Below are 25,520 nucleotides of genomic sequence, written 5' to 3'. Positions count from 1 at the left end.
CCGGGTCACTCGCAGCCGACCCCGTCGCCGTCCCGGTCGAGGTGGGGGCCGTACCCGGGGTCTCCGACGTGGATGGGCGCGGCGCCCGCGGCCCGTACGGCGGTGCAGTTCTTGTAGTACGTGGTGCTGCTGTCGCCGCCCCCGCCACTGGAGCCGCCGGTGCTGCCGCCGCTGGTGCCGCCGCCGCTCTTCTGTTCGCAGCCGATTCCGTCCCCGTCGCGGTCCAGCCACCGCCCGTACCCGGGATCGCCCACGCGCACCGGTGCGGCGCCCGCGGCGCGGGCCGCCGTGCAATTGCGGTAGTACACCTTGGGTTTGGCGGACGGTGTCGGCGAGGGGGAGGGCGTGGGCGACGGTGAAGGGCCGGCCACCGTGATCCGTACGACAGCCGTCCCGGTCAGCGGCGGTTCGCCTTTCAGCGTCACGCGGTACGTGAACTCGTCCTCGCCCCCGTAGCCGCCGGTCGGCGTGTAGGCGACGCCGGTCCCGTCCACGACGGCGGTCCCGTGCGCGGCGGGGTGGTCGACGGTCACCGTCAGGTCCGTGGCGCCGAACTCCGTGGCGAGGTCATGGCTTTCGCCCGCCTCCAGCGTGATGCGGTCATTGCCCAGCACCTTCACGACGAGGCGCTTCCCGGCCCGTGCCTGCGCCGTGTCGTCGGCGAGCTTGAGCACCCGTCCGGGCGCGGGCGACGACGCGGTCTCCTTCACCGGGACGGCGGATGCGGTCGTGGCGGCGGGCTTCGCATCCCCCGTGCCGCCCCCGTCCCCGCATCCGGCGAGCGCAAGTCCCAGTGCCAGCACACCGACTGCGCAGCTTCCCCACTTCGTACGGTCCGAAGTCACGTGCCCCCCAAGGCAGTTCACGTCTCCCGAAGCAAGCGATGCTCGCAGTGCGCGGCGCACGCCAGGGCCGCTTGGCCGAAGTTGTGATGAAACTGTGCGTGCGTGGCCAGTAGGTACTCTGCCGGGCATGAGCGACGACGACCCCGTAATACTGCGCCCGGTCCTGGAGGGCGACCTCCCCTTCTTCGACCAGTTCATGACGGACTCCGAGGCCACCGGCGCGTTCGCCTGGACCGGCTGGCGCGATCCCCGCCACTGGCGCAGGGGCTGGGAGGAGAACGCGCTGCTCGGCACCGACGGCGGGACGCTGCTGGTGACGGCCGGTGCGGAGAGCCTCGGCTTCGTCGCCTGGCGGAAGGTCCCGGTCTGGAACGGCGGCCACTACTGGAACATCGGCGTCCAGCTGGTGCCGGCGGCCCGCGGCCGAGGGGCCGGCACCCGGGCCCAACAGCAGCTGGTGGCCTACCTGTTCGCGCACAGCCCGGTGGTACGGATCGAGGCCGACACCGAGGCGGGGAACATCGCGGAGCAACGCGCCCTGGAGAAGGCCGGGTTCACCCGCGAGGGCGTGGGCCGCAGTGTCGCCTTCCGCGACGGCCAGTGGCGCGACGTGGTGCACTGCGGCATCCTGCGCGGCGAGCAGGGCGTGTGATGGAGGCGCTGTGGACGAGCGCGGTCGCGGTCATCGGAACGGTGCTCGGCGGTGTGATGACGCATGTGTTCCAGCGCCGGGCGGCCCGGGAGAACGAGGTCTTCTCGCGTGCGGAGTCGCTGCGGCAGGAGCGCATCGCCGCGTACAGCGCGCTCGCGGGGGCGCTGGAGGACTTCCGGAAGGTGCAGGGCGACCGCTGGTACCGCCGTCAGGAGGACCGCAACGGGGAGCCGTACAAGGAGGCGATGCGGGAGGGGCACATCCGGCGGGCGGCGGCGCGCCAGGCGCTGTTCCGGGTCAAACTGCTCGCGGGCGACCCGGAGTTGATCGCGGTGGCGGACCGTGCCTTCGAGGCGACGCGGGACACGGCGAGGGCCAGGGACGCAGTGCACAGGGACGAGCTCTTCGCCGCCGCCAGCGCGGCGATCGAGGCGTTCGTGGAGGCGGCCGCGCCCAGCGTCCAGTGACGCGGGGGCGCGGCCGACTGCCGTACGCACAGGCCTACTTGACGGCGCCGACCCAGATGGCGTCGTCGTGCTCGATGTCGGGGGAGAGCTCGACCTGGAGCTCCTTGGCCGCGTCGGCGGGCAGGGAGAAGGTGAACTGGCTGACGGCCTGCTTGCCCGGCAGCAGCTTCCCGGCGAAGGGCTTGCTGGAGTAGTGGCCGTCGAAGACCATCTCCGGCTCGGCGCCCTTGGCGTCCTTCGCGGAGGGCAGGGCGAGGGTGATGTCGTAGGGCTTCTTGGTGCCGTTGACGATGGTGATCTTCACCTGGACGGCGACGTTGCCCGCCTTGTGCCCGGCGGCGAACTCGTCGGGCTTGTACGTGGCCGGCTTGCCGACGGTGACCTTGATCCCGTCGTCGTACGTCATGGCCTGCCCGAAGGCGAGCGGCTTGTCCTCGGCCGGCTCCTCGGCAGGCTCCTCGGAGGCGGACGCCCCGCTGTCGGCGGGAGCGGTGGCGGCGGGGCTGCCCTTCACGGACTTGGCGTCGTCCACCGCCTTGACGGCGTCCTTCACGAGGAAGACGGTGACGATGAGCCCGACCACGGCCAGCGCGGTGGCCACGCCGCCGAGGGCGATCCCGGCTATCGCGATGCCCTTGTTGTTCGCCTGTCCCTTGCGGACGCGGCCGAGGCCGACGATGCCGAAGATCAGGGCGAGGATGCCCAGCGGACCGGCCAGCCAGAACAGGAAGATGAGGGTCCCGAGAAGGGTGCCGACGATGCCGACGACGAGCGCGGCGGTGCCGAGTCCGTTACGGGGCTGCTGCTGCATCACGGGCGGCGGCATCCCGGGGATTCCGGTGGGCGGCGGGCCCCACGGGGACTCGGGGCTGTTGGTGGGCATGGGCATGCGAAGTCCTTCTGGGATCAGGGAAGTCGGCACACCTTAACAGGATGCTTTACGTTTCATTTACTTTATTTACGATTCCGCCGCATGCTCACGTGCACATAGGTGTGGGCGGTGTCCATGGGGGATGTCCCCGGGCGGCAGTGCCGCCCGGGGCCCGTTCAGGCGGCGTGCAGGGCCAGCGTCGGCGAGAGCCGGGCCGCGCGTACGGCTGGATAGAGGCCCGCGATCGTCCCGATGGCCAGTGTGGAGACGAAGCCCCCTGCGACGGCCCACAGCGGTACGACCCACGGCAGCCCGCCGCTCGTCGCGTACACCCCGGTCGCGGCGGCGCCGAGCAGGACTCCGGCGAGCCCGCCAAGACCCGAGAGCATCAGCGACTCGGTGACGAACTGGATGCGGATCTGCCCCCGGGTGGCGCCCAGCGAGCGCCGCAACCCGATCTCGTAGCGTCTCTCCAGTACGGAGATGATCATGGTGTTGGCCACGCCGACCCCGCCCACGAGCAGGGCGATCCCGCCCAGACCCAGCAGCAGATTGCTGAAGGCGCCCTCCGTGGCCGCCTTCGCCTGGAGGGCCGAGGACGGGTCGGTCACCCGTACGTCCTGCGGGCTCTGGGGGTTGATGGTCCCGGCCATCCGCTTGCGTACGTCGTGGACGGTGGCGTCCGTCGAGCGCTCGTAGACGGAGGTGGGGTGACCGTCGTAACCGAGGAGCTTCTGCGCGGCGCTCCAGCCGACCAGGGCCGACCGCTCGATCTCGGGGGCGAGCGGCAGCGGGTCGAGGATGCCCACCACGGTGAAGTAGCGGTTGTCGACCCGGACTTGCTGCCCGGGTGTGGTGATGCCCAGGCGCTCCGCCGCGACATGCCCCAGGACGACGGCCGGGTAGCGGCCGTTGGCGCCGTTGAGCCAGGTGCCGGTGGCGACCTTGCCGCGCAGGACCTGCAGGAGCGATTCCGTCGCGGCCTTGACGGCGATCCCGGCCGTCTCGTCCTCGGGGATCTTCTCGCTGCGGCGGACGGTGGCGTCGACGTCGCCGGTCGCACCGGCCTTCTCGACCCCGTCGATACGGCCGACCGTACCGACCGACTCCTTGGGCAGCTTGACCGTCTCCCCGGCGAACATCGACTCTCCGGGCGTCGCCACGAGCATGTTGGTTCCCAGCGCGTCGAGTTGGCGCAGCAGCTGCTCCTTGCTGGACGCGGAGATCCCGACGACGGCGATCATCGTGGCGATCCCGATGGCGATGCCCAGCGCGGACAGCACGACGCGCAGGGGCCGGCTGCGGAGCCCGGCGGAGCCGACGTGTGCGACGTCGCGCGGGCTCAACCGGGCGGCGTGCAGGGCGTGTTCGGGGCGCTCCCGCGTACCGGCCCGCGTACCGGCGCTCACCGCGTACCGCTTCCGGTGTCCGCGACGACCTGTCCGTCGCGCATCCGCACCTGCCGCGGCAGGCGCTCGGCGATCTCGGTGTCGTGGGTGATGACGGCGATGGTGGCGCCGTCCTGGTGGAGGTCGTGGAGGAGTTTCATCACGGTCTCGCCCGATGCCGTGTCCAGTGCGCCGGTGGGTTCGTCGGCGAGCAGCAGGTCGGGCTCCCCGACGAGCGCGCGGGCGATCGCGACCCGCTGCTTCTGTCCGCCGGAGAGTTCATGGGGTCTGTGGCCGGTGCGTTCGGCGAGGCCGACGCGCTCCAGGGCCGCGGCGGCGCGCCTGCGGCGCTCCGAGCGGGGGAGTCCGGAGTAGAGGAGCCCTTCGGCCACGTTGTCCTGCGCGCTGATGCCGGGGACCAGATGGAAGGCCTGGAAGACGAAGCCGATGTGCTGGGCGCGCAGGGCGGAGAGCTTCCGGTCGGAGAGCTCGGCGATGTCGTGGCCGGCGACGGCCACGGAGCCTGCGGTGGGCCGGTCGAGCGTGCCCACGATGTGCAGCAGGGTGGACTTGCCGGAGCCGGACGGGCCGACGATGGCGAGGAGTTCACCCTGTTCGACGGTCAGGTTCACGCCGTCCAGCGCTCTGACTCCGCCGGGATACTCCTTGGTGACGCCGCTCAGGGCGACCACGGTGCTCATATCTTCGGCACCCCGACCTTCATGCCCTCGCGCAGGCCGCCGCCCGACACCTCCACGCGCCCCTGCCCGAACAGCCCCAGCTCGACCTTCACCTCACGGGCGGTGCCGTTCTCCACCACCTGTACGCCGAAGCCGCCGCCCGACAGGGCCAGCAGCGCGTCGACCGGGACGGTCAGCACGCCCGTACGCGTCTGCCCGGTGAGATCGACGGTGACCGGCGACTGGTCGATGCCGCCGACCTTGTCCGGCTCGTCGAAGGCCACGGTGATGCCGATCTTCGGCGTCTTGTCCTGCGGGTCGTCGCCGGGCCTGGCGGTCTTGCCGACCGAGGCGATTTTCCCCTTCGCCGTGGACCCGTCGGGAAGGCCGACGCTCACCCCGGCGCCCACCTTCACGGACTTGCTCTCGGCGACAGCGAGGCTGAACGTCACGATCCGCTCGGAGCCCGTCGTCCTCAGTACGGGACGGCCGGGCGCGACCTGGTCGCCGACCGCCCCCTCCGTCTCCTTGACGCGTACGGCGCCGGGCGCGAAGGCGATCTGATCCGGTCCCGCCTGCCCGGTCTCCTTCAGGCCGTGCGACTTCTGCCACCGCTCGACGGCGTCCGCGGTCAGGGCGCTGTACTCGTCGTCGACCGTGAACCCGGTGTACCCCAGTGCGGCCAGGTTCTCCTCCAACTGCCGTACGTCGCGGCCCTTGTCCCCGGTCTTGAGCGTGCGGTACATCGGCCCCGCCCCGTACATCAGCCGGACCGGCGTCCCGTCGATCTCGTACAGCTTCCCGTCGCGCTTCACCGAGGACCCGGCCCCCGCGGCCCAGGTCAGTGTCCCCGCGGCACCCGCGTTGACCTTGCGCTCCTTGGCGTACCCGAGGACGCCGTCCACCTGCGTGCTGTCGCTCAGATCGCCGCGCTCGACGGATGCGGTGGCCGGGGGCAGGCCGGTGTCCTTGCCGACCGTGCCCGTGTCCCGCGCCGACAGCGTGGTCGCGGCGACGGCCGCACCGCCGATCACGGCGAGGACCACCGCCGAGGAGACCAGGACCCTGCGGCGCTTCATCGGACGATGCTTTCGCAGACCTTCGACGCCTTGTCGAACTTCTGCTTCTCCGCGCCCTGCGGGATCTTCTGGGCCGACATCATCGACCCGTCGAACTTCGGATCGGGCATGTTGTAGCCGTTCTTGCGCATGCACTGGGCGTACTTCAGCATCTTGTCCTTGTCGGCCTGGGTGATCTCCCCGCCCGCACCCGCCCCGCCCTTGCCCGTACGGCACGCCTTCAGCGCCTTCTCCAGCTGCGCCTTGTCCATGTCGCCGCCGATGGTGAGCCCCACGCCCTTCTCGCCCGGCTTGGGCTCGGGCACCTTCAGCCCGTGCTCGCGCAGACACTTGCGCTGCTTGACGGCGGCGTCGTCGGCGTTGCCGCCACCGCTGCCCGTACTGCTGGACCCCTTCGAGGCGCCGTCGTCCGAGCCGCCCCCGGAGCAGGCCGCCGCGAAGAGGGCGAGGGCCGCGCATCCCGAGGCGATGACAGCAGAACGCGTACGGGTACGGGTACTGGTCCGCACATGCATGGGTCTCTCCTTGCCGACTGGCAGGCCGCATCTCGGCCGCGCCGGCAGCGTGCCAAGGGCCGCTGTTTCGTCTCTCTAAGGGAAGTCGTTAACAGAGACGAAAGGTGCGGATGGGATAGACAGAGCCCATGCGCGTGCTGGTGGTGGAAGACGAGACATTCCTGGCGGAAATGATCGCCGAGGGGCTGCGCCGCGACGCCCTCGCCGTGGACGTGGCCCCCGACGGCCTGACCGCGCTGCGCAAGCTGCAGTTCGGCGAGTACGACGTGATGGTCCTCGACCGCGACCTGCCCGACATCCACGGCGACGAGGTGTGCCGCCGCGTCGTCACCCAGCGCCTGCTCACCCGCATCCTGATGCTCACGGCCTCCGGAACCCTGCGCGACCGGGTCGAGGGCCTCGGGCTCGGCGCCGACGACTACCTGACGAAACCCTTCGCCTACGACGAACTCCTCGCCCGGATCCTGGCGCTCGGCCGCCGCGCCCGCCCCGCCCTCCCGCCGGTCATCGAACGCGCCGGACTCGTCATGGACACCTCCCGCCGACAGGTCAGCAGGGACGGCCGCCATCTGTCGCTCTCGCGCAAGGAGTTCGCCGTCCTGGAGACCCTGCTGCGCGCCGACGGGGCGGTCGTGAGCAGCGACGACCTCATCGAGCAGGTCTGGGAGGAGGACACCGGCTACCGCACGAACGCCGTCCGCGTCGCCCTGAGCAAACTGCGGGCGAAACTCGGCGACCCCCCGGTCGTGGAGACCGTGCCGGGCGCGGGCTACCGCATCGGGGGCACGGCATGAGCAGCGAACGCGTACGGCTCACCGCCCTGTACGGGGGTCTGCTCGTGCTGGCCGGGGGCCTTCTGACGGCGCTCGTGTACTTCCTCGTACGCAGCGGGCTCGGCACCAGCATCTCCACGGCGATCACCACCGTGCCCACCCGTGCCCTGACCGAGGCCGAGGCCGAGGCGATGCGGTCCCCGTACGCGTCGGCCTCACCGGCCCAGCCGATGCCCGGTGTGACGCCGGGCAAGAGGTCGATGGCGTTGGCCGTCACCCATCAGCTGAGCAAGGCGGCGGAGGATGCCACGCTCCACCGCCTGCTCACCGTCTCGGGCATCGCGCTGGTCTGCTTCGCGGCCGTCTCCATCGCGCTCGCCTGGTGGATGGCGGGACGCGTACTCCGCCCCGTCGCTGTGATCACCACGACCGCCCGCCGCCTCTCGGGCGAGAACCTCCACGAACGCATCGCGCTCAAGGCGCCGCCGGGTGAGCTCAAGGAACTCGCCGACACCTTCGACGCGATGCTCGGTCGCATAGAGCAACTGGTCTCCGCACAACAGCGGTTCGCCGCCAACGCGGCACATGAACTGCGCACCCCGCTGGCCGTCCAGCGGGCGGCGGCCGAGATCGGGCTCGCGGACGAGCCCACCCCTCAGCGGGTCGCCGAGATCAGGGCCAAGCTCATCCAGGTCGCCGACAACAGCGAGCACCTCATCGAGGAACTCCTCCTCCTCGCGGCCTCCGACCAGGGCCTGCAGCGCAGGGAGCCGGTGCAGTTGGCGAACACGGCCGCCACGGTGGTGGAGACACTGGCGGCCGAAGCGGCCGGTGCGGGCATCACCGTCGAGACCGACCTCGAACCCCTGGAGGTGCAGGGCGACGAGGTCCTCCTGGAGCATCTCGTACGCAATCTGCTCATCAACGCCGTCCGCTACAACCACCGCGGCGGAAGCGTCCGGATCCGTACCCGCGAAGGCGTCCTGGAGGTGTCCAACACCGGTCCTCTGATCCCGGCCGGCTCCGTGGACCGCCTCTTCGAACCCTTCCAGCGCGCGCAGGAACGCCGGCACGCCCCCGGCGAAGGGGCCGGGCTGGGACTGTCCATCGTCGAGTCGATCGCCCAGGCCCATCTGGCCACCGTCACCGGCCGGTCCAATGCGGGCGGGGGGCTGACGATCAAGGTGCGGTTCACTGCCGCGGCCGCACCGGACCACTGACCGGCCCCGCTCATCTGGCGAGGTGTTCCGCCTTCTCCCTGGCCGCGGATGCGATGTCCTGGAGCGCCGTGATGTGCGCGACCAGCGCGTCCTGGCCCTCGTCGGTGAGCGCCAGCCAGGTGCGGGGGCGTTTGCCGACGTGGCCCTTGCGGACGGTGAGGTAGCCGGCCGCCTCCAGCGCGGAGGCGGTCTTGCTGAGGACCGAGTCGGAGATCCCGCAACCGTCGCGTACGGCCGCGAACTCCGCCTCGTCGCAGGCGGAGAGGAAGGCGGTGACGGCGAGCCGGGTCGGGTGGTGGATCGTCTCGTCGAGGGCGGCGGGCGGCGGGTCCGGGGGCGGCGTGCCGGTCATGCGAGGTCCTGGAGTCTCTGGCGGATCGAGGCGTTGCGTACGGCGACGACGATCCACGCGCCGATCCCCGAAGTGACGGACGTCAGCAGGAGCGTGCCGTTGCGGCCGATGTCGAACTGCAGGCATAGGGCGAGGACAACCAGGTCGGCTACGAGTACGGAGGCGAGGGCGAGCCACCGGCGCCTGAGGCGCGCGGCGAGGGGCTGCGACACCACAACTCCCGTCCTGCGCCGGGCTGTTCGGACCAGTATGAGGATGGCGGCCAGCCCTGCGAACGGCAGCAGCAGCGACGCGAGCAGCCACAGGCCGCCCCGGCCCGAGGCCCAGGCCTGGCCCGCGGCCGGGGCGGTGACGGTGGCCGCCGCGACGGGGCCGTACCAGCCGGGCATGAGCGTGGACCGCAGGTGGGCCTGCTCCTTGAACCCCTCGACGTACCGCAGGGCGTCCTGTGCGGTGTGGTTCTCGTACGTTGCCATCGGGGGTTCCGGGCCCTTCCTGGGTCTGCGACCAGCCTGTCGCTTGCCATCATGGCACGTACTTTCCAGGGTGGAAAGTGAATGCCGCACCGGTCCGGCAGGTCATGCTGGGAGGTATGGCAGAGACAGACGCGAAACGCGTGGCGCTTCTGGCCCCGCTGTCGACCCGGTCCGCGGCGGAGAGGTGGCTGACCCGCCTGGCGGTCGCCCTCGTCTCCGCGGGGGCGTATCTCCTCCTCATCCCCTGGGACACGCGCAACAGGGCGACCCCGGCCCATCCGTACGACGAGACGACGCCCGTCTCCGGCCTGGGAGTCGCCCTGCTCGGTGTGATCCTGGTGGCCCTGGCGGCTTACCTCGGGCACCGCGATCACGTGGTGTGGGCCATGGTGCTGATCCCGGTGCCGCCCGCGGTCCTGATGTTCGTGTCCTTCGACTCCCACCCCACCGAGGACGCGTCGCTCTGGCCGATCGCCTGGGCCTTCTTCACGGCGGTGATCGTGGGGGCGGTGACGGTCGCGGCGCTGGTGGGGCGGGCCGTGCGGAGGGACTGACGCGGTCAGTCGCCGGTGGTGCCGTCGGCCAGCTCGCGCAGGATGTCGAGGTGGCCGTTGTGCCGGGAGGTCTCCTCGATGATGTGCATGATCACCCAGCTCAGGGTGACGTGCGTACCGTCCCTGACGGGTCGCTTGGCGGTGGCCGCCAGGTCGGTCGTGGCGACCAACTCCCGGAAGCGGACGCTCTGTTCCTCGTACTCGGCGAGCAGATCGGCGAGGGGGAGCTCGGCGCCGATGCGCATCTCGCGGTCGGGGTCCTCGTCCGTCCAGGGGCCGCGGTCCTCCTCGCCGAGGAAGATCACCTCGAACCACCAGTGCTCGACCCATCGGAGGTGGCTGATGAGGCCGCCCAGGGTCATGAGGGGCGAACCGGGAAGGGGTGCGGCGGCGGCGTCCTCCGCGGAGACGTCGGCGCACTTGGCGACCGCGGTGGCCCGTGCGTAGTCGAGGAAGGTGGCGAGCATGGCGCGCTCGTCCCACGTGGTCGGCATATCGGTTCGTGACATCCGGTGATGCTCCCACGTACGGGTGTGCAGGCGGACATGGTTTTTGACGGGGGTGTCCGGCGGCGACATTTGTACAAGACCGGCCCGCACCGGCCCGCGCACCATCCGTCGCATGAGGAAGTACGACGCAGAACTCGCGCAAGGGATGCACGTGGTCCACGACGGCCCTCCCCAGGCGCCGCCCCTGCTGCTCATCCACGGTTCGGGCGCCTCGGGCGACACCTGGGCCCCGATGGTCCCGGAGCTCGCCGCCCACCGCCGGGTGATCCGGGTCGACCTCCCGGGCTGCGGCCACTCGCCGCCGGCGCCGTCGTACGAGGTGCCCGACCAGGCCGCCCGCCTCGCATCGCTGCTCGACGAACTCGGCCTGCGCGAGGTCGCCGTGGCCGGGCACTCCAGCGGCGGCTACGCGGCCACCGCGCTCGCCGAGCAGCGCCCCGACCTGGTGGGCTCCCTCACCCTGATCAGTACGGGCCCGGGTCTCGATGCGCTCCTCCCCGAACCCGCCGTCCTGCGGCTGCTGTTGGGCCCGCCGTTCGGGCCGCTGCTCTGGTCGATCCGTACGGACTCGATGATCCGCAGGGGGATCGGCTCGACGACCGCGCTGCCGGCGGAGATCCCGGACGACCTGGTGGCGGGGGTGCGGCGCATCTCGTACCGGGCGTTCAGGAAGGTGGCGCGCGGGAACATCGCGTACCTCGCCGAACGGAGCGTGCCCGAGCGCCTCGCCGCCCTCCGCGTCCCGGTCCTGGTGATCTTCGGGGCGGCGGACCCCCGCTGGGATCCGGCATCGGCGCACGACTACGAGTCTCCGTACACCAGGATCGAGATGCTCCCCGAGGTGGGCCACATCCCGCTGATCGAAGCGCCGGGGGCGACCGTACGTCTCCTCCTCGCGCCAACACTCGTTCCCTCACCGGCAGTTGGCACCGAGACCTAGACTGTTCCCATGCTGCCGTCCGGGGCGCCACCCGACTGGTCGAGCGTGGACATCGCCACCCCGCGCCCGTCGGACCGGCTGCCCGGGATCAGCATGGCGGGCTTCCGCCAGCGGGTCCCCGCCTCCGTGAACATCGCGATGGTCGCGCACCCGTCGGTCACCCTCCTCCTCGACCTGAGCGAGGGCGAGGGCCTCGTCTACGACACCCGCGGCAGACACGCACGCGGCAGCGCGGTCATCGGCCTCCTCCCCGGTGAGGTCCGGGCGGGAGGCCTGGTCGGCGAGTGCCTGCAGATCCGGCTGGGCCCGGTCGCGGCGGCCGCGGTCCTCGGCGGCGCATCAATGGAACTGAGCGGGACGATGGTGTCGCTGGACGACGTCTGGGGCGCCGACGCCGCCCGTACCGAGGACAGACTCCGTGCCGCCGCCACCTGGGACGAACGCTTCACGATCGCGTCGGACATCCTGACCCGCCGCCTCGCCGCCCGCCCCCGGGTCGACCCGGAGGTGGCCCACACCTGGCGCCGGACGCTCACGAGCCGGGGCCGCCTGCGCGTGGAGGGACTGGCGGACGAAACGGGCTGGAGCCGCAAACGCCTCTCGGCCCGCTTCGGCGCCCAGTTGGGGATCACGCCCAAGCGCGCGGCCCGCCTGGTGCGGTTCGACCACGCCGCCCATCTGCTGGCGGCGGGACATCCGGCGGCCGTGGTCGCGGCGGCCAGCGGATATGTGGACCAGTCCCATCTCCACCGGGACGTAAGGGAGTTCACGGGACTCACGCCCGCCGGGGTGGCGTCGGCCCCGTGGCTGGCGATCGACGACGTGGCCTGGCCGGCGCGGAGCTCCCGATGAGTGCGCAGGACGTCGTGACGGTCGCTGTGGCGGTACTGGTCCCGGTGGTGACGGCGGCCACCGGAATCCTGAGCCTGGTCCTCCAGGACCGGCGCCAGCGGCGCAGCCGACGCGGGCGGCGGCGGCTCGCGTACGAGGACGCGTCCCGGCAGGTGTCCTTCGCGGCCGAGTGGTGGGCGGCGCAGCAGTCGCTCCCCGCAGCACCGGAGACACTCAGTGCCGGGCAGTCGCAGGCGCAGGCCTGGCTCGACCAGGCGTCCGAGCGCGTGAACGAGGCGGGGCGGCAGGACGCCGACGACGAGCCCCAAGTGACCTTCGCCAGGCTGCTGTTGCTCTACGGAATGCAGAGCAGGCAGGCCAAGATCGTACGGCTCGGCTTCTACGCGGGACTGGTCGCCATGGCCTGCTGGAGCCTGGTCCTGATCAGCGAGGTGTCCGCCCACGGGTCGCGCGATGCGGTGACCGGCGAGACGGTGACGATGCTGCTCATCGCCGTAGCACTGCTCCTGCTGCGCTTCTGGGCGGTCTCGGCGGACGCGGCCACCGACCATGTTCATGGCGGCGGCTAGCATCCTGCGCATGGTGAGACGGGGGTGGCGGCTGAGTGCCGTGGCAGGGGTGGCGTTGCTGGCGGCGGTCTGTGCCTCGGGGCCGGCAAGCCCGGACACGGGCGTCCGTACGGGATCGGACCTCGGCCCGCTCCCCGCCGACCGTTACGACTACACCGGGCAGGACTACCAACGCGACCGCCGCGCCTCGGCGTTGCTGGTCCGCCAGTGCATGGCGGGCCACGGCCACCGGGACTTCCCGCTCGACCCTCGATCCCCGTACAGCTCCATTGGCACCATCGTCTTGGCCGGCACCGACTACGGCGTCCTCGATCCGGACGTAGCCCGCCGCTGGGGCTACGGCTGGGATCCGGCCAAGCACCCGTCCCTCACCCCGAAGGGCCGCCGTATGACCAACGCCGAGTATGCGGACTGGCCCGCCTGCGGGGCAGAGGCGAACCGGCGGCTGATGCGCGGCATCGACGTCAAGCGGGACTGGGGTTACGCGTCCATCCGCGGCGTCGAGGTCGACAAGGCGGTCATGCGCGACCCGCGTCTCCGCGCGGCCTGGGCCGTGTGGTCCAACTGCCTTGTCCAGCGGGGATTCCCGCGCTATCCGGACCCGGTCGCCGCGTACGCGGACAAGGCCTGGAAGCGGGACCGCGACGCCAACACCCGCCACACGGAGCGCGAGCGGGCCACCGCCGCGGCGGACGTGACCTGCAAGCGCCGCCACCACACGGCCGAACTCTGGCACACCGTGAAGGCGGAGAAGCAGGCCGCGGACATCGCGCTCCACCGTGCGCGGTACGCAGCCGGACTGCGGGCCCTGCGCACGTACCGGAGCAACATCACCGAGGTTTTGGACGAGCTCAGCTGACGGGGACGGGCACCGTCTCGCGCAGGAACCCGGCCAGCAGCTCCGTCACCTCGGCGGGCCGCTCCAGGCTGGGGAGATGGCCGGCCCAGGGCAGTGCGAGGTGCCGGGTGGTGTCGCCGAGCAGGTCCACCAGCCGGTGCGCGATCTGCCGGTAGTCCGCGAGATCGTGGTCGCCCGTGACGGCGAGAACGGGTGCCTTGATCGCCGACAGGTCGCTCTCGACCTTGTTCCGTCCGGCGCCCTCGGGGGCGGCGAGCTGCACGTCGAAGGCCTGCCGCTGCATCGTCCGCACCTGCTCCCGGGCCGCGTCGTTCGCGTCCGGTCCCAGCCAGAAGTCCACGTTCAGTTCCACGGCCGCCGCGACATCGCCCGCTTCGAGGAGCTCGTCCTCGCGGTCGCCGAACGCGCGCATCTCGTCGGAAGGTTCATGTCCCGGCACCCCGGAGCACAGCAGAGCCAGTGCGGACACCCGGTCCGGACGGCGCGCGGCGATCTCCACGGCGATCTGGCCGCCGTACGAGGAGCCGATCAGCGCCGCCTGCTCGACCCCGAGGGCGTCCAGCAATTCCAGTACGTCTTCGGCGTCGTTGTGGCGCCGGTCCGGCAGAGGGGACTGCCCGAAGCCGTGGAAGTCGGGGCGCACCACCCGATAACCGGCATCGACAAGGGCGGTGAACTGCGGGTCCCACATTCTTCGGTCGCACACCGCGGAGTGCAGAAGAACCAGCGCGGGACCGTCTCCGGAAACATCGTAAGCAAGAGTCATTGCGCAGACCTTAAGCGCAGAGTGATCAAAACACCCAGGGCTTTTCACCGCCGCAGGCCCCGCCTCTCGGCGACACTTGCCCTCACCGGAACAGCGAGATGGGGGACAGCATGAACGCGCAGGCTGCAGTGGTGGTGTACGGGGCGACGGGGCACACAGGTCGCTTCATGGTCGCCGAGCTGAGACGCCGCGGCTTCACGACGATCGTCTCGGGCCGTAACGCGGCCCAGTTGGAGGCCCTGGCAGCCTCGTCCCAGCCGGGTCTTGTCGTACGACCGGCCGCCGTCGACGACCCGGCCGCGCTCGACCGGGCCCTCGCCGGGGCGGCGGCCGTGATCAACTGCGCCGGACCGTTCGCGGTCACCGGCGGCCCGGTCGTCGAGGCGGCGCTGCGGGCGGGGATCCCGTACGTCGACGTGGCGGCGGAGCTGGAGGCGAACGTCGCGATGTTCGCGGACTACGCGGAGGCGGCCGCCAAGGCCGGGACCGCCGTGGTCCCGGCGATGGCGTTCTACGGCGGGCTCGGCGACCTCCTGGTCACGGCGGCGATGGGGGAGCGGACGGCGGCGGACGCCGTGCACGTGGCGTACGGACTGAGCAGCTGGCGCCCGACGGCGGGCACGCGGGCCGCGGGCCAGGTGTCGCACGACCGGCGCGGGGGCCGGCGGGTGCGGTTCGCGGAGGGCGAGCTGCAGTACCACGACGAGAAGACGGTGGTGGAGCAGGACTGGGAGTTCCCGGAGCCGCTGGGCACGCGCAGGGTGTTCGCGGAGTTCACGATGGCCGACGTGGTGACGGTCCCGAGCCACGTGCAGGTGCCGTCGGTGACCACGTACATGGCGGTCGAGGCGGCCCGCGACCTGGCGGGTGCGGACACGCCGGCACCGGAGGCGATGGACGAACTGGGCCGCTCCGACCAGACGTTCGTGGTCGACGTGCTGGTCGTGTCGGACGGCGTCGAGCGCCGGGCGACGGCCAGTGGCCAGGACATCTACGCGGTGACCGCACCGCTCGCGGTGGAGGCGGTGGAGCGGCTCCTCGACGGGCGGACGCGGGCGGGGGCGACGGGTGTGGTGTCGGCGGGAACGGCGTTCGAGGCGGCGGACTTCCTGCGGGCGCTGAGCCCGTACGTGACGGTGCAACTACCGCACTGAGCATCAGACTTGGGAAAGTCGATTCGGAGGTTGGCCCGTCTGTGAGGTAGGCGGCACCTCTGGGTGCCTGAAGCCGGCGTGCGCGGGCGCGGAGTTCGGAAACCCCGAACTCCGCGCCCCCCACGGTGGCCTGTTCGCGGCTGTCGGCCGGGCCGCGGCGGTGCTTGTCTCGTTCTCACCACCCTGAAGGGCAACCGTGGGGAGGCCGTCATGGCCGACGAGCAGATGCATCCCGCCGACGTTCCCGAGGAGAAGCACGGGGAGGATTCCGGCGAGCAGCAGCCGGGCGGGAAAGTCATCAGGACGGCGCTGATCACCGGCGAGACGTTCGAGGTGCGTGCTGTCCGGTACGCGGTGGTCGACGGTCTGGCCGTCGTCGAGGGCGACATCGTTCTGGGCCGGGACGAGGACGTCCGGCGACGGACCGACGAGCTGCGCGAGAAGGCGGCACAGGGCGCGGCGGGAGTCGGGGACGGGGTCCTGGAGGGGGATGCCGTCGACCTGACGAAGTTCGTCGGCGTCAGGCCCACGGCGGTCGTGATCCCCTGGCAGGGCAGGCGGTGGCCCGGCGGAGTGGTGCCGTTCGTCCTGGACGTCTCCCTGACCTCCACGGCCCGGACCGCCATCACCACGGCGATCTCCCACTGGCACGACCGAACCCGCCTCGCACTGCGCCCGCGCAACGGCTCCGATGCGGCCTGGCTGAACTTCCGGGACGCAAGCGTGTGCCGGTCCTCGGTCGGCCGCCAGGGTGGGTCCCAGGACGTCGAAATCGGCGTGAAGTGCGGCATCAGCGGGACCATCCACGAGATCGGCCACGCGGTCGGGCTCTGGCACGAGCAGAGCCGCGAGGACCGCGATTTCTTCGTCAGCATCATCTGGGCGAACATCGTGGCCGGTGAGGGCCACAACTTCGACCAGAACATCTCCGACGGCGATGACGTAGGGCCGTACGACTACGGCTCGATCATGCACTACGGGCCAACGGCCTTCGGTGTCATCAACCCCGCGACGGGCCAGAAGAGGACGACCATCGTGGCGGAGCAACAGCTGCCGCCCGGCGTCACCATGGGCGGTGCCTCCGGACTGAGTGTGGGCGACCGGGGGGCCGTGGCCACGATGTACCCCGGTGTCTACCCGGGCCCGCGCAACGTGTGGCTGGGGCGCTTCCGGGGGCAGCCGGGGACCGACGTCCTGTACTACTCACCGGCCCGTCAGCGCTGGTACCTCGGGCGGACGAATCCGGGTGCGCCGGGAACGCTCGTGTTCAGCGATGTCAGTGACACCAGCGGGTTCGGGGACCTGGCGGACGGCCGCCCCTTCTGGACGGGCGACTTCACCGGCGACGGTGCGACCGACATCATCTTCCACTTCCCGGGGGACCAGAACTGGATCCTCGGCACCGTCCAGAACGGGCAGCTCGGCTGGTCGCTCGTGGGGAACACGGCAGGCTTCGGCGACGTGACCGGAAACCCTTTCTGGACAGGGGACTTCACCGGAAACGGACGTACGGAACTGCTCTTCTACTACGCGGGCGACCAGAACTGGTGGCTCGGCTCGATCACGGGCGGGCAGTTGAGCTGGACCCGCGTGGCGGTCACGACCGGATTCGGCGACGTGACCGGAAACCCGGTCTGGGCAGGCGACTTCACCGGTGACGGGCGTACGGAACTGCTCTTCCACTACCCGGGCGACCAGAACTGGTGGCTCGGCTCGGTCACCGGCGGACAACTGAGCTTCGACCTGGTGGGCAACACGGCCGGCTTCGGCGACGTGTCCCACAACCCGTTCTGGACGGGCGACTTCACCGGTGACGGGAAGACCGACATCATCTTCCATTACCCGGGCGACCGGAACTGGTGGCTCGGCACGATCCGGAATGGGCAGCTCACCTGGGCGTACGTGGGGAACACGACCGGCTTCGGCGATGTGACCGGAAACCCGTTCTGGACGGGCGACTTCACCGGTGACGGGAAGACCGACATCGTCTTCCACTACCCGGGTGACGAGAACTGGTGGCTCGGCTCCATCCAGCTGGTACCTCCCGAGAACGCGCGGTGCGCAGTGCTCCGCTCGGAAATCGCCGGGCATCGCGCGGAGATCCGTACCCTCCAGGACATCAGGGACGGTCTCGACCCCAAGCTCGACCGGGAGGAGATCAGGGAGATCAACCGGCAGATCACGGCGATCCGCCAGGCCATGACCTCGGAGCAGTCCGAAATGGCAACGCTCGCCTGCCCGGTCACCCCCAACCCGGGCGGCCTGCAGCTGGTCTGGTCGCTGATCGGGAACACGGCAGGATTCGGGTCGTTCACCGATGGCCGTCCGGTCTGGGCGGGGGATTTCACCGGCGACGGGCGGACCGATCTGCTGTTCCACTACCGCGGTGACCTCAACTGGTGGCGCGGCAGCGTGGACGGCAGCCTGAACTGGACGCTGGCGGCCAACTGGTAGGAATCGAGGCGGGCAAGGCGGCAGGTCATGGCCCAGGACGTGAAGGGCGAGGTGCTCCTGCGCGGCGGGTCGCGCGCCACGCCCATCGAGGGGATCCACCTCCGGATCTCCGTCCGGTACACGGACTACCACGGCGCGTGGGTGCATGTGCGCCGCGCGGCCCCCGACGTACGCGGCTGTGGCAGAAAGCCCCAGTCCGCCGCGCGCTTGTCACCGCAGGGTGACTGTTCAGGTGCGGCGGTGCTACTGCGGTGTCGGGGCGTACGGGGTCCGGGCATCTCCGCAGCATGCTCTCAACGATCTTCGCCAGTACGGAAATTGCCTGCACGCAGCAGGGACTGCTCACCTCGGCTCAGCTGATCGCCATGGGGTGCCCGAAATCGACGATGTCAGACAGGGTCGCGGAGGGCGGGCCGTGGCAGAGGCTGTTGCCGCGGGTGATCCTTTTGCAGACCGGTGCCCCCAGCTCACAACAGCGTTTGCAGGCAGCGCTGTTGCATGCAGGTCGGGGTGCGTGCCTGACGGGTGACGCGGCGCTTGCGCTGTACGAGGTGCGTGCGGCGCCACGGCTGGAGCAGGTACGGGAGGTCGATGTGCTGGTGTCGCAGGACAGGAGCCCGCGAAGCGTTGGCTTCGTACGCATCCACCGCACGCACCGCCCCTGGCGGACGCTCCCTGTGCAACGGCTGCCGTGTGCACCCCTGGTCAGGGCGGCGCTGCAGGCAGTCCCGTATCGCAGGACGGAGGACGAGGTGGTGGCTCTGCTGGCGGAGTTGGTGCAGAACAGGCGTGTTGGAGTGGAGGAGTTGCTCGGCGAGGTGCGGGACGCCGCGCTGGGGAAGGTGCCGGGGGTCGCGGCGGCGAGGGACGGGCTGGTCGCGGGGGTGCGTTCGGTGGCGGAGGCGGAGGCGCGGCGGATTCTGCGTACGGCGGGGATCCCGGACCCGCTGTGGAATCGCGACCTCCGCCTGCCGGACGGCGCATGGGTGGGTCGCGCGGATGCGTACTGGCCGGGGGAGGGTGTGGCGCTGGAGATCGACTCGCGCAGCTGGCACCTGAACCCGGGCGACTGGCAGGACACGATGACTCGCCGTAACCGGATGACGGGGGTAGGGCTGATTGTGCTGGCGTTCTCACCAAACCAACTCCGGGTGGCTCCCGCCAAGTTCGTGGCCTCGGTCCGGGCGGCACTGGCGACGGGGGCGGGCCGCGTGCCGCCGGTGATGCGGGTGGGGGTAGGCGGGTAGCGATGGCCTGCGGTGTCCGGGCTCGGCGACCGAACCCCGTGCTCCGTGCCGGGCTCCTCGGCTATGGCCGGTGGTGACGACACCGGGCCTCGTGGCCGACTGCGGACGGGTGGAGGGCCGCCTCTACTCTTCGGTGGGGTGCGGGGGCAGGGCGTGAGCGGGTGCGGCTCAATGATTGAGATTGGCGTGGTTGCTGCCCGTGGCCGGTTGAACTACCTCCGCATGCGCGCTGCAGGCTGCGGCACCGTCGCAACGACCGTTCCCCAACTGGTCTTCGGACTGGGCCCGGTGGGGAGCGTCGGCTCGGTTCGGACAGTTTCGGCGCGTGTCGCGCCTGACGGCGCAAAGACGCTGGTTGGGTGAGGAGGGGTGAGGGCCGGTTCGCGATCCTCGGCGGGGACGGCGCTGAGGCGACGCCCCAGTGTCCAATATGCCCGAGTGTGGGAGTGCTTGGCGGTACTCCGAGATACGTAGGTCCGGTCTCACCGGACCTACGTATCTCGGAGTGTCCGCGCGGTCCTCGAAGGGCGGGATTTGGTCCCGGGCCGCGTCTCGCCGGTTCGTCGTAGCCCGACTCTTTGCGCCCGGAGGGCGCGAGACGAAGTGTGGGTTCGCCTCTCACCCGAAGCCCACCACCGGGCCCATCACTCACGCCAGTTGGAACACGGACGTTGCGACGGTTCCGCAGACGGCAACGCGCGAAGGGAGAGGCGCCGACCGACCACGCACCCCAGCCACGTATTTCTCCGTCTTTGAGCCGCGCCCGCCCACGCTCTGCCCCTGCACTCCGCCGGACAGTAGAGGCGGCCCTCCACTTACCAGCACCCGGCCGCGAGACCCGGTGTCGTCACCACCGGCCGTAGCCGCGCGCAGTTGTGATCAGGGTTCGATCGATCGGGGTGATCAAGGCGTCAGGTCGTGGCCAATACGCGTCAAGTGATCAGTGTGCATTGACAGTTCGGAATGGGCCCGGCCTACGCTCACGCCAAACGACCCGGACATAGACGGTCCCGGCGGTGCTCGAACACCCCGGGACCCGACACCGAAGGAAGTAGAACTTCGATGCGCATCCACACTAGCGCCCACGCGCGCAATTTCACGGTCCTCCCCAACGCGGCCGTCCGTGACCCCCATCTCAGCTTCACGGCACGAGGCATCCTCTGCCACCTCCTCTCCCTCCCCGACGGAGCCCGCGAGGACGTCCGTACGCTCGCGGACCGCCATCCCCGGGTCGGCCGCAGCGGCGTGGCGAAGGCCGTGGATGAGCTGATCGAGCACGGCTACTACGTCCGCCGCACCACGCACGACCCGGCGACGGGCCAAGTGCGCACGGAGACACATGTGTACGACACTCCGCAGTACCCGGGAACCGGTGAGGCGGGGCACGGCATCACGGGAGCGTCCCCTGAAGGGGTTAAGGACCAGGAGCAAGAACCCTCCCTCCCTGAGGAGCAGGCTCCGGAACTGCCAACTCCCGTACAGGAGACGCCAGAGCTGGCCCGTGCGGCAGCCCTCCTCCTGCGCATCGTCAGCCGCGAACCCAAGCTCGCCCTCAGCGCCACCGAGGCGTTGGCCCTTGCGCCGCGAGCTGTTCCGTGGCTGGACCGAGGAGTCTCCGACCTGGAGGCCCGCTCTCTGCTGACCTCCGGTCTGCCCCCGGTGGTCTTCTCCGCGCGGGCGATCCTGTCGGACCGCCTGCACCGCAAACTCCCGCCCGAGCGCCGGGACGCGGTGGTCGCCCGGGCGGAGTGCGCCGACTGCCGGGACCCGCTCCCGCCCACCCAGAAGACGGGCATCTGCACGCCGTGCACGGGGGCCGCGCCCCGACCCGTAACGCAGCCACTGCCGGAATCCGTACCGGCCAGGGTGGCGGCGCTGCGATCATCTCTGCGTAGGGGGAGGGGTGTTGACCCGGCTCCGGCTTGATCGGCCGGGCTAGCCTGGCGCGCATGGAGAAGTTCCACGAGGTGGACGTCGTCGCGTTTCCCGATGCTGCGGCCTTTGAGGACTGGCTGGCGGCCGGGCATCACACGCGCCGTGAGGGCGTGTGGGTGAAGGTGGCGAAGAAGGCGTCGGGGATCGCGTCGGTCACGGACGACGAACCGGTCGACGTGGGGCTGTGCTGGGGCTGGATCTCCGGTCAGCGCAGGGGCCTGGACGATCAGTACTACCTGCAGAAGTACAGCCCTCGGCGCCCAAGAAGCGTGTGGTCGCGGGTAAACGTAGAGAAGGTCGCGGCGCTGACAGCGGCGGGCCGGATGCGAGAGCCAGGCCTCGCCGAGGTGCAACGGGCCCGGGAGGACGGCCGCTGGGACCGCGCGTACGCGTCGCAGGCAACGGCGGAGGTCCCGGACGACCTCGCGGCGGCGCTCGCCGCGGACCCGGCGGCGAGCGCGGTGTTCGACGCGCTCGACCGGAGCGCCCGCTACCAGCTGATGCTCCCGCTGCTCCAGGCCGCGACGCCGGAGACGCGGCGGACGCGGCTGGAGCGGGCGGTTCAGGCGCTGGGGGCCGAGGGGTGACGGCTCACTGCACGGCGCCCTCGGGGAGGCAGACGTACCCCGACCCCCACATGTTCGGCTCGACGTGGTTGGGCGGCAGGCAGTCGAGCCACACCGAGCGGTACGCCGCGTCGTCCCAGATCAGCCGCTGCTCGTCCGGGGATGCCTGCGCGAAGCGGTCGTAGTCCTCATTGGACAGTACGAGGGTGGAGGGCGGCCCGGGGCAGGCGGCGAGGGCCGGCGCGGCGACGCCGAGAGAACCGGCGGCGGCCAGCAGCAGGGCGGTCAGGGAGGTGCGGATATGGGGCATGGTGGAGGGCTCCAGGGTCGGGATACGGATGCGAAGGACGCGCACCCTCAACCTCGTAGCTCCGAAGAGGTCACGCTTCAGGCGTGCAGGGTGGGCCGGTAGACGGCACGTCACGGCGAAACGCATCGCCGGCTGACTGGGGGAAGCGATGGAGCGACGGAGAGTGATCGGGATCGGGGCGGGGCTGGCGGCTCTGCCCGCCTGGTGGGTCCTGCGGCAGGAGTCGGACGGGGCCAAGGGGGACTGGCGCACCGACACCGCACCGCTGGAGCGGGCGTTCCCGCTGCTGGGACCGCTCACCGGCGCGAAGTGGGTGAGCAGCCGGGACAACGACCGGGACCTCCCGTCGCCGGAGCTGGTGATCTCGGGCTTCGCCCGGCTGGCACCGGGGAAGCTGGCGGAGCTCACGGCGGCGCATGCCTTCGTCTCCGAGGGGCCGGCCTCCGATGGCTTCACCTCGTGGTTCGAGAAGCCGCTCAAGGGCGAGGGCCCAGAGGATCCGCAGTGGGTTCGGTCGAACGAACTCGACCGCGACGGCACGGGCTACTCCACCACCCTGTGGTTCGACCGCCGCAGCGACATCGTCCGCTTCCGGGCACTCAACCCGTATGGATAGGGCGGGAGTTGTGCGATGAGTTCCGGCGCGAACCGAGGTCTTCTTGGCGACAACGCCCAGTCCTCGGAGGGGAGACTCCAGCGTGAGCGACATCGTGGTCCAGAAGGCCGTCAGGCCCGAGCGCACGCTATCGGGTTCATGGCTGGAGGTGATCGCCTCGAACCTCGACCACCACCGGGCGACGTTCCTGTGGAAGTGCGAGGGCCTCTCGGACGCACAACTGCGCCAACGCCCCGTGCCGTCCTCGGCGTTGACCCTTCTGGGCCTCATGCGCCACCTGCAAGGCGTTGAACGCGCCTGGTTCCAAAGGGCGTTGGCCGGCACGACACCCCGCTTCTTCCCGTACCGGACCTACGCCACCCCCGACGGCGACGAGTGGTACGACGAGTCGGACGCAACACCCGCCATCGACGTCTACGAGGACTACCTCAAGGCGTGCGAGGAGTCGCGCCAGATCTTCGCCGAGGTCACCACCGACCCCGCACGCATCGTCCCGAACCCGGAATTCGGCGACACCGACGTACGGTTCATCCTCGAGCACGTCATCGAGGAGTACGCCCGCCACGTCGGCCACACAGACCTCCTCCGCGAGGCCGTCGACGGCGCCACGGGCGAGTAACGCGCCCTGCCGAGGCCGGAGTTCCGCCGCTACCGTCGGCCGTATGGGGGGATGGCGCAAGGCGTTGTTGGCGCTCGGGGTGATGGCGGTGATCGTCACCCTCGTGCTGGTCGTGGGGGATCGGAGCGACGACGAGCCAGGGAAGGGGAAGTCCGAGCAGGCGGCACCGTTCACCGTCGCCGTAGTGACCGACCACGCCACCGAGGACCGTGCCGCAGCGGCCCGCGTCGCGCTCGACGAGTTGCGGCGACTGCTGGTGGACAACAAGTCGCCGGGCCGCCTGCCGCTGGAGTTCGTCGCGGTGAGGCCGCGGGACGGGCTGACGGTCGGGGCGCTGCGCAAGAGCTACCCGCGGCTCGTGGCGGTGGTTGCCGACGACCCGGTCGATGACGACACAGGCAGTTCCGTGCCGGTGGTGGGCACGTGCCGCCCGGACGCGCCGACCGGCTTCGGCGACGACTTCACCACGACGATCGCCCCGCCGGTGGCCGAGGTGGGCTGGCAGTTGAGGACGTACCTGGCGAAGAAGCAAAGGACGAAGAAGCTGCTCGTATTCGGCTCGTGGGGCACCGATGCCGGGATCACCGACGAACTGGGGAAACGCGGCGCTGATCCGGGCTGGCGCGGGCCGGACCTCCCCTCGATGACCGTCGAGATCCACAGGCCGGGCGACATGACCGCCGGGGAACTGCGTTCCGCCCTCTCCAAAGGCACCGGCGACGCCCGCACCGCCGTCCACCTCTCGGGCAGGTTCTCCAGGCTCTCCGCCGATCTGCGCGCCCTGGGCCGCGCCGGCTACCGCGGCACGGTGCTGTACGCCCCCGGCGTCGAGAGCCCCTGCTGGGACGTGGAGTCGGAGGCCCCCGGCCCGGTGCCCGACGGCATCACCCTGTACCGCGTCGACACCGTGGCGCCCGGCTCCGTACTGGCGAAGGACTGCCAGAAGGGGAACACCGAGCGGTGCCCGTGGCTGGTGCAGCTGCCCGACCGGCTCGGCGCGCTGGAGGAGTACGAGGCGGCACAGGCGATCGTCCGGATGTACCGGACCGTCTGGTACGAGGGGAAGGGCGAAGTGCCGGACGACCCCGACGAGTTGGCCGAGGGTCTGGCCAAGGGGATCAACGAGCAGCTCGTACGGAGCCTCGGGGGCTGGTTCGATCCGAGCGGCGAAGCAGAGGACCACACGTTCGGCTTCGGCCACGACATCTGGCTCCACCGGTGGTCGGAGCGGGCCGGCGGGCGGTGGGAACGGCTCGGTCCCCTCTCGGCGCTGTACTGGTAGCGCTCGTCAGCGAGCGTCAGGCTGCCACATTTCGTAATTCCCGCATTCAGACGTGATCTCGGCCGTCGCCCGAGCCGCGGTGACGAAGTCATCGACCACGGGCGAGGTACGTGATGCCGCCACCGCGAGGCACACCTGGTCGGGTGCCAGATCCGGGATGGGCACATAGGCGACGTCCGGATGGGAGAAGAACACGGACGCCGAACGGGCCAGGAACGAGATGCCCCGGCCGGCCGCGACATGCTCGAGCGTCTCGTCCACCCCGCGCACCAGGTACCCGGCGTTGGGGTGCGGGCGCCTGGTGGGCTGCGTGCTCGGATCGGCATGCCAGAGCAGCGGTTCACCGTCCAGGTCGGCCTCGGTGACCTCCTCCTTGCCGGCCAGCCGGTGGCCGGCGGGCAGCACCACCACGCGCGGCTCGTCGTAGAGCGGGGTGACGTTCAGGCCGGCCTCATCGATGGGCAGCCGTACGTAGGCGACGTCGATGCGGCCGTCGAGCAGCATCGCGGCCTGGTCGTCCCCTTCGATCCGCTGTACGTCCACGACCACGTCCGGGTGCCGGGCCTCGAACGCCCGCGCCGCCGGGATGACCGGGATACCGGCCCGGAAGCCGACCATCAGCCGCCGGCTGCCGTGGGCCGCCACGGACACCCGGCGGCGGACCGCGTGCGCGGAGGCGAGCAACGGACCGGCGTCGGCCAGCAGTTGCCGGCCCGCCTCGGTCAGCGCTACGCCGTGGCGATCCCTGGTGAACAGCGAGGCGCCGAGATCCTTCTCGAGCGCGCGGATCTGCCGGCTGAGCACCGGCTGCGCGATATGGAGCTCATCGGCGGCGCGGCCGAAGTGCAACTGGTCGGCCACGGCGGCGAAGTAACGCAATTTGCGCAGGTCCAGATCCAGATCCATGGCGTCCCCCAGTCCGGTGATGCCTTCAGGGTATCACCGCGGCTAAAAGAGGTCTTGGACACCA

At 70.8% G+C, this 25,520-nt stretch carries 29 protein-coding genes; 17 read left to right on the top strand and 12 right to left on the bottom strand.

Translation table 11 applies throughout. The features are described from left to right. Positions 1-5 precede the first annotated feature (5 nt). Positions 6-845 (bottom strand): excalibur calcium-binding domain-containing protein, encoded by an 840-nt coding sequence (locus OG707_RS13515; protein ID WP_329117835.1) that lies wholly within the window; start codon positions 843-845, stop codon positions 6-8. 127 nt (positions 846-972) lie between these two features. On the opposite strand from OG707_RS13515, the gene OG707_RS13510 reads away from it, so the two are divergent. Both OG707_RS13510 and OG707_RS13505 read left to right on the top strand, forming a co-directional pair. Then, on the top strand, positions 973-1,497 hold the full coding sequence (locus OG707_RS13510; protein WP_329117834.1) for a GNAT family N-acetyltransferase: 525 nt from the start codon (positions 973-975) through the stop codon (positions 1,495-1,497). Then, positions 1,497-1,964: a hypothetical protein gene (locus OG707_RS13505; protein WP_329127774.1), complete on the top strand. Its 468-nt coding sequence runs from the start codon at positions 1,497-1,499 to the stop codon at positions 1,962-1,964. The genes OG707_RS13510 and OG707_RS13505 overlap by 1 nt, the downstream gene beginning before the upstream one ends. Before the next feature lie 34 nt (positions 1,965-1,998). On the opposite strand, the gene OG707_RS13500 is transcribed toward OG707_RS13505, so the two are convergent. The 5 genes from OG707_RS13500 to OG707_RS13480 all read right to left on the bottom strand — a co-directional run bounded on the left by OG707_RS13500 (position 1,999) and on the right by OG707_RS13480 (position 6,497). Beyond that, positions 1,999-2,853: a DUF4190 domain-containing protein gene (locus OG707_RS13500; protein ID WP_329117833.1), complete on the bottom strand. Its 855-nt coding sequence runs from the start codon at positions 2,851-2,853 to the stop codon at positions 1,999-2,001. A gap of 158 nt (positions 2,854-3,011) precedes the next feature. Further along, positions 3,012-4,244: an ABC transporter permease gene (locus tag OG707_RS13495; RefSeq protein ID WP_329117831.1), complete on the bottom strand. Its 1,233-nt coding sequence runs from the start codon at positions 4,242-4,244 to the stop codon at positions 3,012-3,014. Beyond that, positions 4,241-4,924 (bottom strand): ABC transporter ATP-binding protein, encoded by a 684-nt coding sequence (locus OG707_RS13490; RefSeq protein ID WP_329117829.1) that lies wholly within the window; start codon positions 4,922-4,924, stop codon positions 4,241-4,243. Before OG707_RS13490 ends, OG707_RS13495 begins: the two co-directional genes overlap by 4 nt. Beyond that, entirely contained in the window at positions 4,921-5,982 is a 1,062-nt protein-coding gene (locus OG707_RS13485; RefSeq protein ID WP_329117827.1) for a peptidoglycan-binding protein, read from the bottom strand. Before OG707_RS13485 ends, OG707_RS13490 begins: the two co-directional genes overlap by 4 nt. Next, a complete protein-coding gene (locus tag OG707_RS13480; protein WP_329117825.1) occupies positions 5,979-6,497 on the bottom strand; it encodes a hypothetical protein in 519 nt (172 codons plus the stop codon). Before OG707_RS13480 ends, OG707_RS13485 begins: the two co-directional genes overlap by 4 nt. A 128-nt stretch (positions 6,498-6,625) precedes the next feature. Here OG707_RS13480 and OG707_RS13475 point away from each other — a divergent pair, with 128 nt between their 5' ends. Together OG707_RS13475 and OG707_RS13470 are read left to right on the top strand one after the other, a co-directional pair. Further along, positions 6,626-7,291 carry a response regulator transcription factor gene (locus OG707_RS13475; RefSeq protein ID WP_329117823.1) on the top strand — a complete coding sequence of 222 codons (666 nt, stop codon included), beginning with the start codon at positions 6,626-6,628 and terminating at the stop codon, positions 7,289-7,291. Then, positions 7,288-8,490, top strand: a complete 1,203-nt coding sequence (locus OG707_RS13470; RefSeq protein WP_329117820.1) for a sensor histidine kinase — start codon at positions 7,288-7,290, stop codon at positions 8,488-8,490. Before OG707_RS13475 ends, OG707_RS13470 begins: the two co-directional genes overlap by 4 nt. Positions 8,491-8,500: 10 nt before the next feature. On the opposite strand, the gene OG707_RS13465 is transcribed toward OG707_RS13470, so the two are convergent. Next, entirely contained in the window at positions 8,501-8,842 is a 342-nt protein-coding gene (locus OG707_RS13465; protein ID WP_329117818.1) for a transcriptional regulator, read from the bottom strand. Beyond that, positions 8,839-9,318, bottom strand: a complete 480-nt coding sequence (locus OG707_RS13460) for a hypothetical protein (protein WP_329117817.1) — start codon at positions 9,316-9,318, stop codon at positions 8,839-8,841. The genes OG707_RS13465 and OG707_RS13460 overlap by 4 nt, the downstream gene beginning before the upstream one ends. Positions 9,319-9,434: 116 nt before the next feature. Between OG707_RS13460 and OG707_RS13455 the strand changes: the two genes are divergently transcribed. Then, positions 9,435-9,872, top strand: a complete 438-nt coding sequence (locus tag OG707_RS13455) for a hypothetical protein (protein WP_329117815.1) — start codon at positions 9,435-9,437, stop codon at positions 9,870-9,872. Positions 9,873-9,877: 5 nt separating this feature from the next. On the opposite strand, the gene OG707_RS13450 is transcribed toward OG707_RS13455, so the two are convergent. Beyond that, positions 9,878-10,381 carry a DinB family protein gene (locus OG707_RS13450; RefSeq protein ID WP_329117813.1) on the bottom strand — a complete coding sequence of 168 codons (504 nt, stop codon included), beginning with the start codon at positions 10,379-10,381 and terminating at the stop codon, positions 9,878-9,880. Positions 10,382-10,493: 112 nt separating this feature from the next. On the opposite strand from OG707_RS13450, the gene OG707_RS13445 reads away from it, so the two are divergent. Genes OG707_RS13445 through OG707_RS13430 form a run of 4 tightly spaced genes read left to right on the top strand, consistent with a single transcriptional unit; the run spans position 10,494 to position 13,601 of the window. Continuing rightward, positions 10,494-11,321 (top strand): alpha/beta fold hydrolase, encoded by an 828-nt coding sequence (locus OG707_RS13445; RefSeq protein WP_329117811.1) that lies wholly within the window; start codon positions 10,494-10,496, stop codon positions 11,319-11,321. A 9-nt stretch (positions 11,322-11,330) separates the two neighbouring features. Next, entirely contained in the window at positions 11,331-12,173 is an 843-nt protein-coding gene (locus OG707_RS13440; RefSeq protein ID WP_329117809.1) for an AraC family transcriptional regulator, read from the top strand. Continuing rightward, on the top strand, positions 12,170-12,742 hold the full coding sequence (locus OG707_RS13435) for a hypothetical protein (RefSeq protein WP_329117807.1): 573 nt from the start codon (positions 12,170-12,172) through the stop codon (positions 12,740-12,742). The genes OG707_RS13440 and OG707_RS13435 overlap by 4 nt, the downstream gene beginning before the upstream one ends. Positions 12,743-12,752: 10 nt before the next feature. After that, positions 12,753-13,601, top strand: coding sequence for a hypothetical protein (locus OG707_RS13430; protein ID WP_329117805.1), 849 nt, complete (start codon positions 12,753-12,755; stop codon positions 13,599-13,601). On the opposite strand, the gene OG707_RS13425 is transcribed toward OG707_RS13430, so the two are convergent. Further along, positions 13,594-14,367, bottom strand: a complete 774-nt coding sequence (locus OG707_RS13425; protein ID WP_329117803.1) for an alpha/beta fold hydrolase — start codon at positions 14,365-14,367, stop codon at positions 13,594-13,596. The genes OG707_RS13430 and OG707_RS13425 overlap by 8 nt on opposite strands. A 110-nt stretch (positions 14,368-14,477) precedes the next feature. Here OG707_RS13425 and OG707_RS13420 point away from each other — a divergent pair, with 110 nt between their 5' ends. The 5 genes from OG707_RS13420 to OG707_RS13400 all read left to right on the top strand — a co-directional run bounded on the left by OG707_RS13420 (position 14,478) and on the right by OG707_RS13400 (position 21,744). Continuing rightward, positions 14,478-15,521, top strand: a complete 1,044-nt coding sequence (locus tag OG707_RS13420) for a saccharopine dehydrogenase NADP-binding domain-containing protein (protein WP_329117801.1) — start codon at positions 14,478-14,480, stop codon at positions 15,519-15,521. Positions 15,522-15,731: 210 nt separating this feature from the next. Then, positions 15,732-17,975, top strand: a complete 2,244-nt coding sequence (locus OG707_RS13415) for a M12 family metallopeptidase (RefSeq protein WP_329117799.1) — start codon at positions 15,732-15,734, stop codon at positions 17,973-17,975. 287 nt (positions 17,976-18,262) lie between these two features. Continuing rightward, the gene (locus OG707_RS13410; protein WP_329117797.1) at positions 18,263-19,222 is read left to right on the top strand and encodes a hypothetical protein; all 960 of its coding nucleotides are present in this window, start codon (positions 18,263-18,265) and stop codon (positions 19,220-19,222) included. Positions 19,223-20,284: 1,062 nt separating this feature from the next. Next, positions 20,285-21,148 carry a helix-turn-helix domain-containing protein gene (locus OG707_RS13405; RefSeq protein WP_329117794.1) on the top strand — a complete coding sequence of 288 codons (864 nt, stop codon included), beginning with the start codon at positions 20,285-20,287 and terminating at the stop codon, positions 21,146-21,148. A gap of 23 nt (positions 21,149-21,171) precedes the next feature. Beyond that, positions 21,172-21,744, top strand: a complete 573-nt coding sequence (locus OG707_RS13400) for a YdeI/OmpD-associated family protein (RefSeq protein WP_329117791.1) — start codon at positions 21,172-21,174, stop codon at positions 21,742-21,744. A 4-nt stretch (positions 21,745-21,748) separates the two neighbouring features. On the opposite strand, the gene OG707_RS13395 is transcribed toward OG707_RS13400, so the two are convergent. Next, complete coding sequence (locus OG707_RS13395) at positions 21,749-22,078, bottom strand: hypothetical protein (protein WP_329117789.1); 330 nt, start codon at positions 22,076-22,078, stop codon at positions 21,749-21,751. A gap of 103 nt (positions 22,079-22,181) precedes the next feature. Between OG707_RS13395 and OG707_RS13390 the strand changes: the two genes are divergently transcribed. The 3 genes from OG707_RS13390 (at position 22,182) to OG707_RS13380 (ending at position 24,550) form a co-directional block, all read left to right on the top strand. Further along, complete coding sequence (locus tag OG707_RS13390; protein ID WP_329117787.1) at positions 22,182-22,649, top strand: hypothetical protein; 468 nt, start codon at positions 22,182-22,184, stop codon at positions 22,647-22,649. Positions 22,650-22,731: 82 nt separating this feature from the next. After that, complete coding sequence (locus OG707_RS13385; RefSeq protein ID WP_329117786.1) at positions 22,732-23,268, top strand: DinB family protein; 537 nt, start codon at positions 22,732-22,734, stop codon at positions 23,266-23,268. A 43-nt stretch (positions 23,269-23,311) separates the two neighbouring features. After that, entirely contained in the window at positions 23,312-24,550 is a 1,239-nt protein-coding gene (locus OG707_RS13380; RefSeq protein WP_329117784.1) for a hypothetical protein, read from the top strand. Between the two features lie 6 nt (positions 24,551-24,556). Here OG707_RS13380 and OG707_RS13375 read toward each other — a convergent pair whose 3' ends face one another. Next, the gene (locus OG707_RS13375; protein WP_329127772.1) at positions 24,557-25,450 is read right to left on the bottom strand and encodes a LysR family transcriptional regulator; all 894 of its coding nucleotides are present in this window, start codon (positions 25,448-25,450) and stop codon (positions 24,557-24,559) included. Between the last annotated feature and the right edge of the window lie 70 nt (positions 25,451-25,520).

This window comes from Streptomyces sp. NBC_01465, assembly GCF_036227325.1.
In the GTDB taxonomy this organism is placed as follows: domain Bacteria; phylum Actinomycetota; class Actinomycetes; order Streptomycetales; family Streptomycetaceae; genus Streptomyces.
Note: the sequence above shows the minus strand (reverse complement) of the source record. Positions and strands in the feature narration are given on the sequence as shown.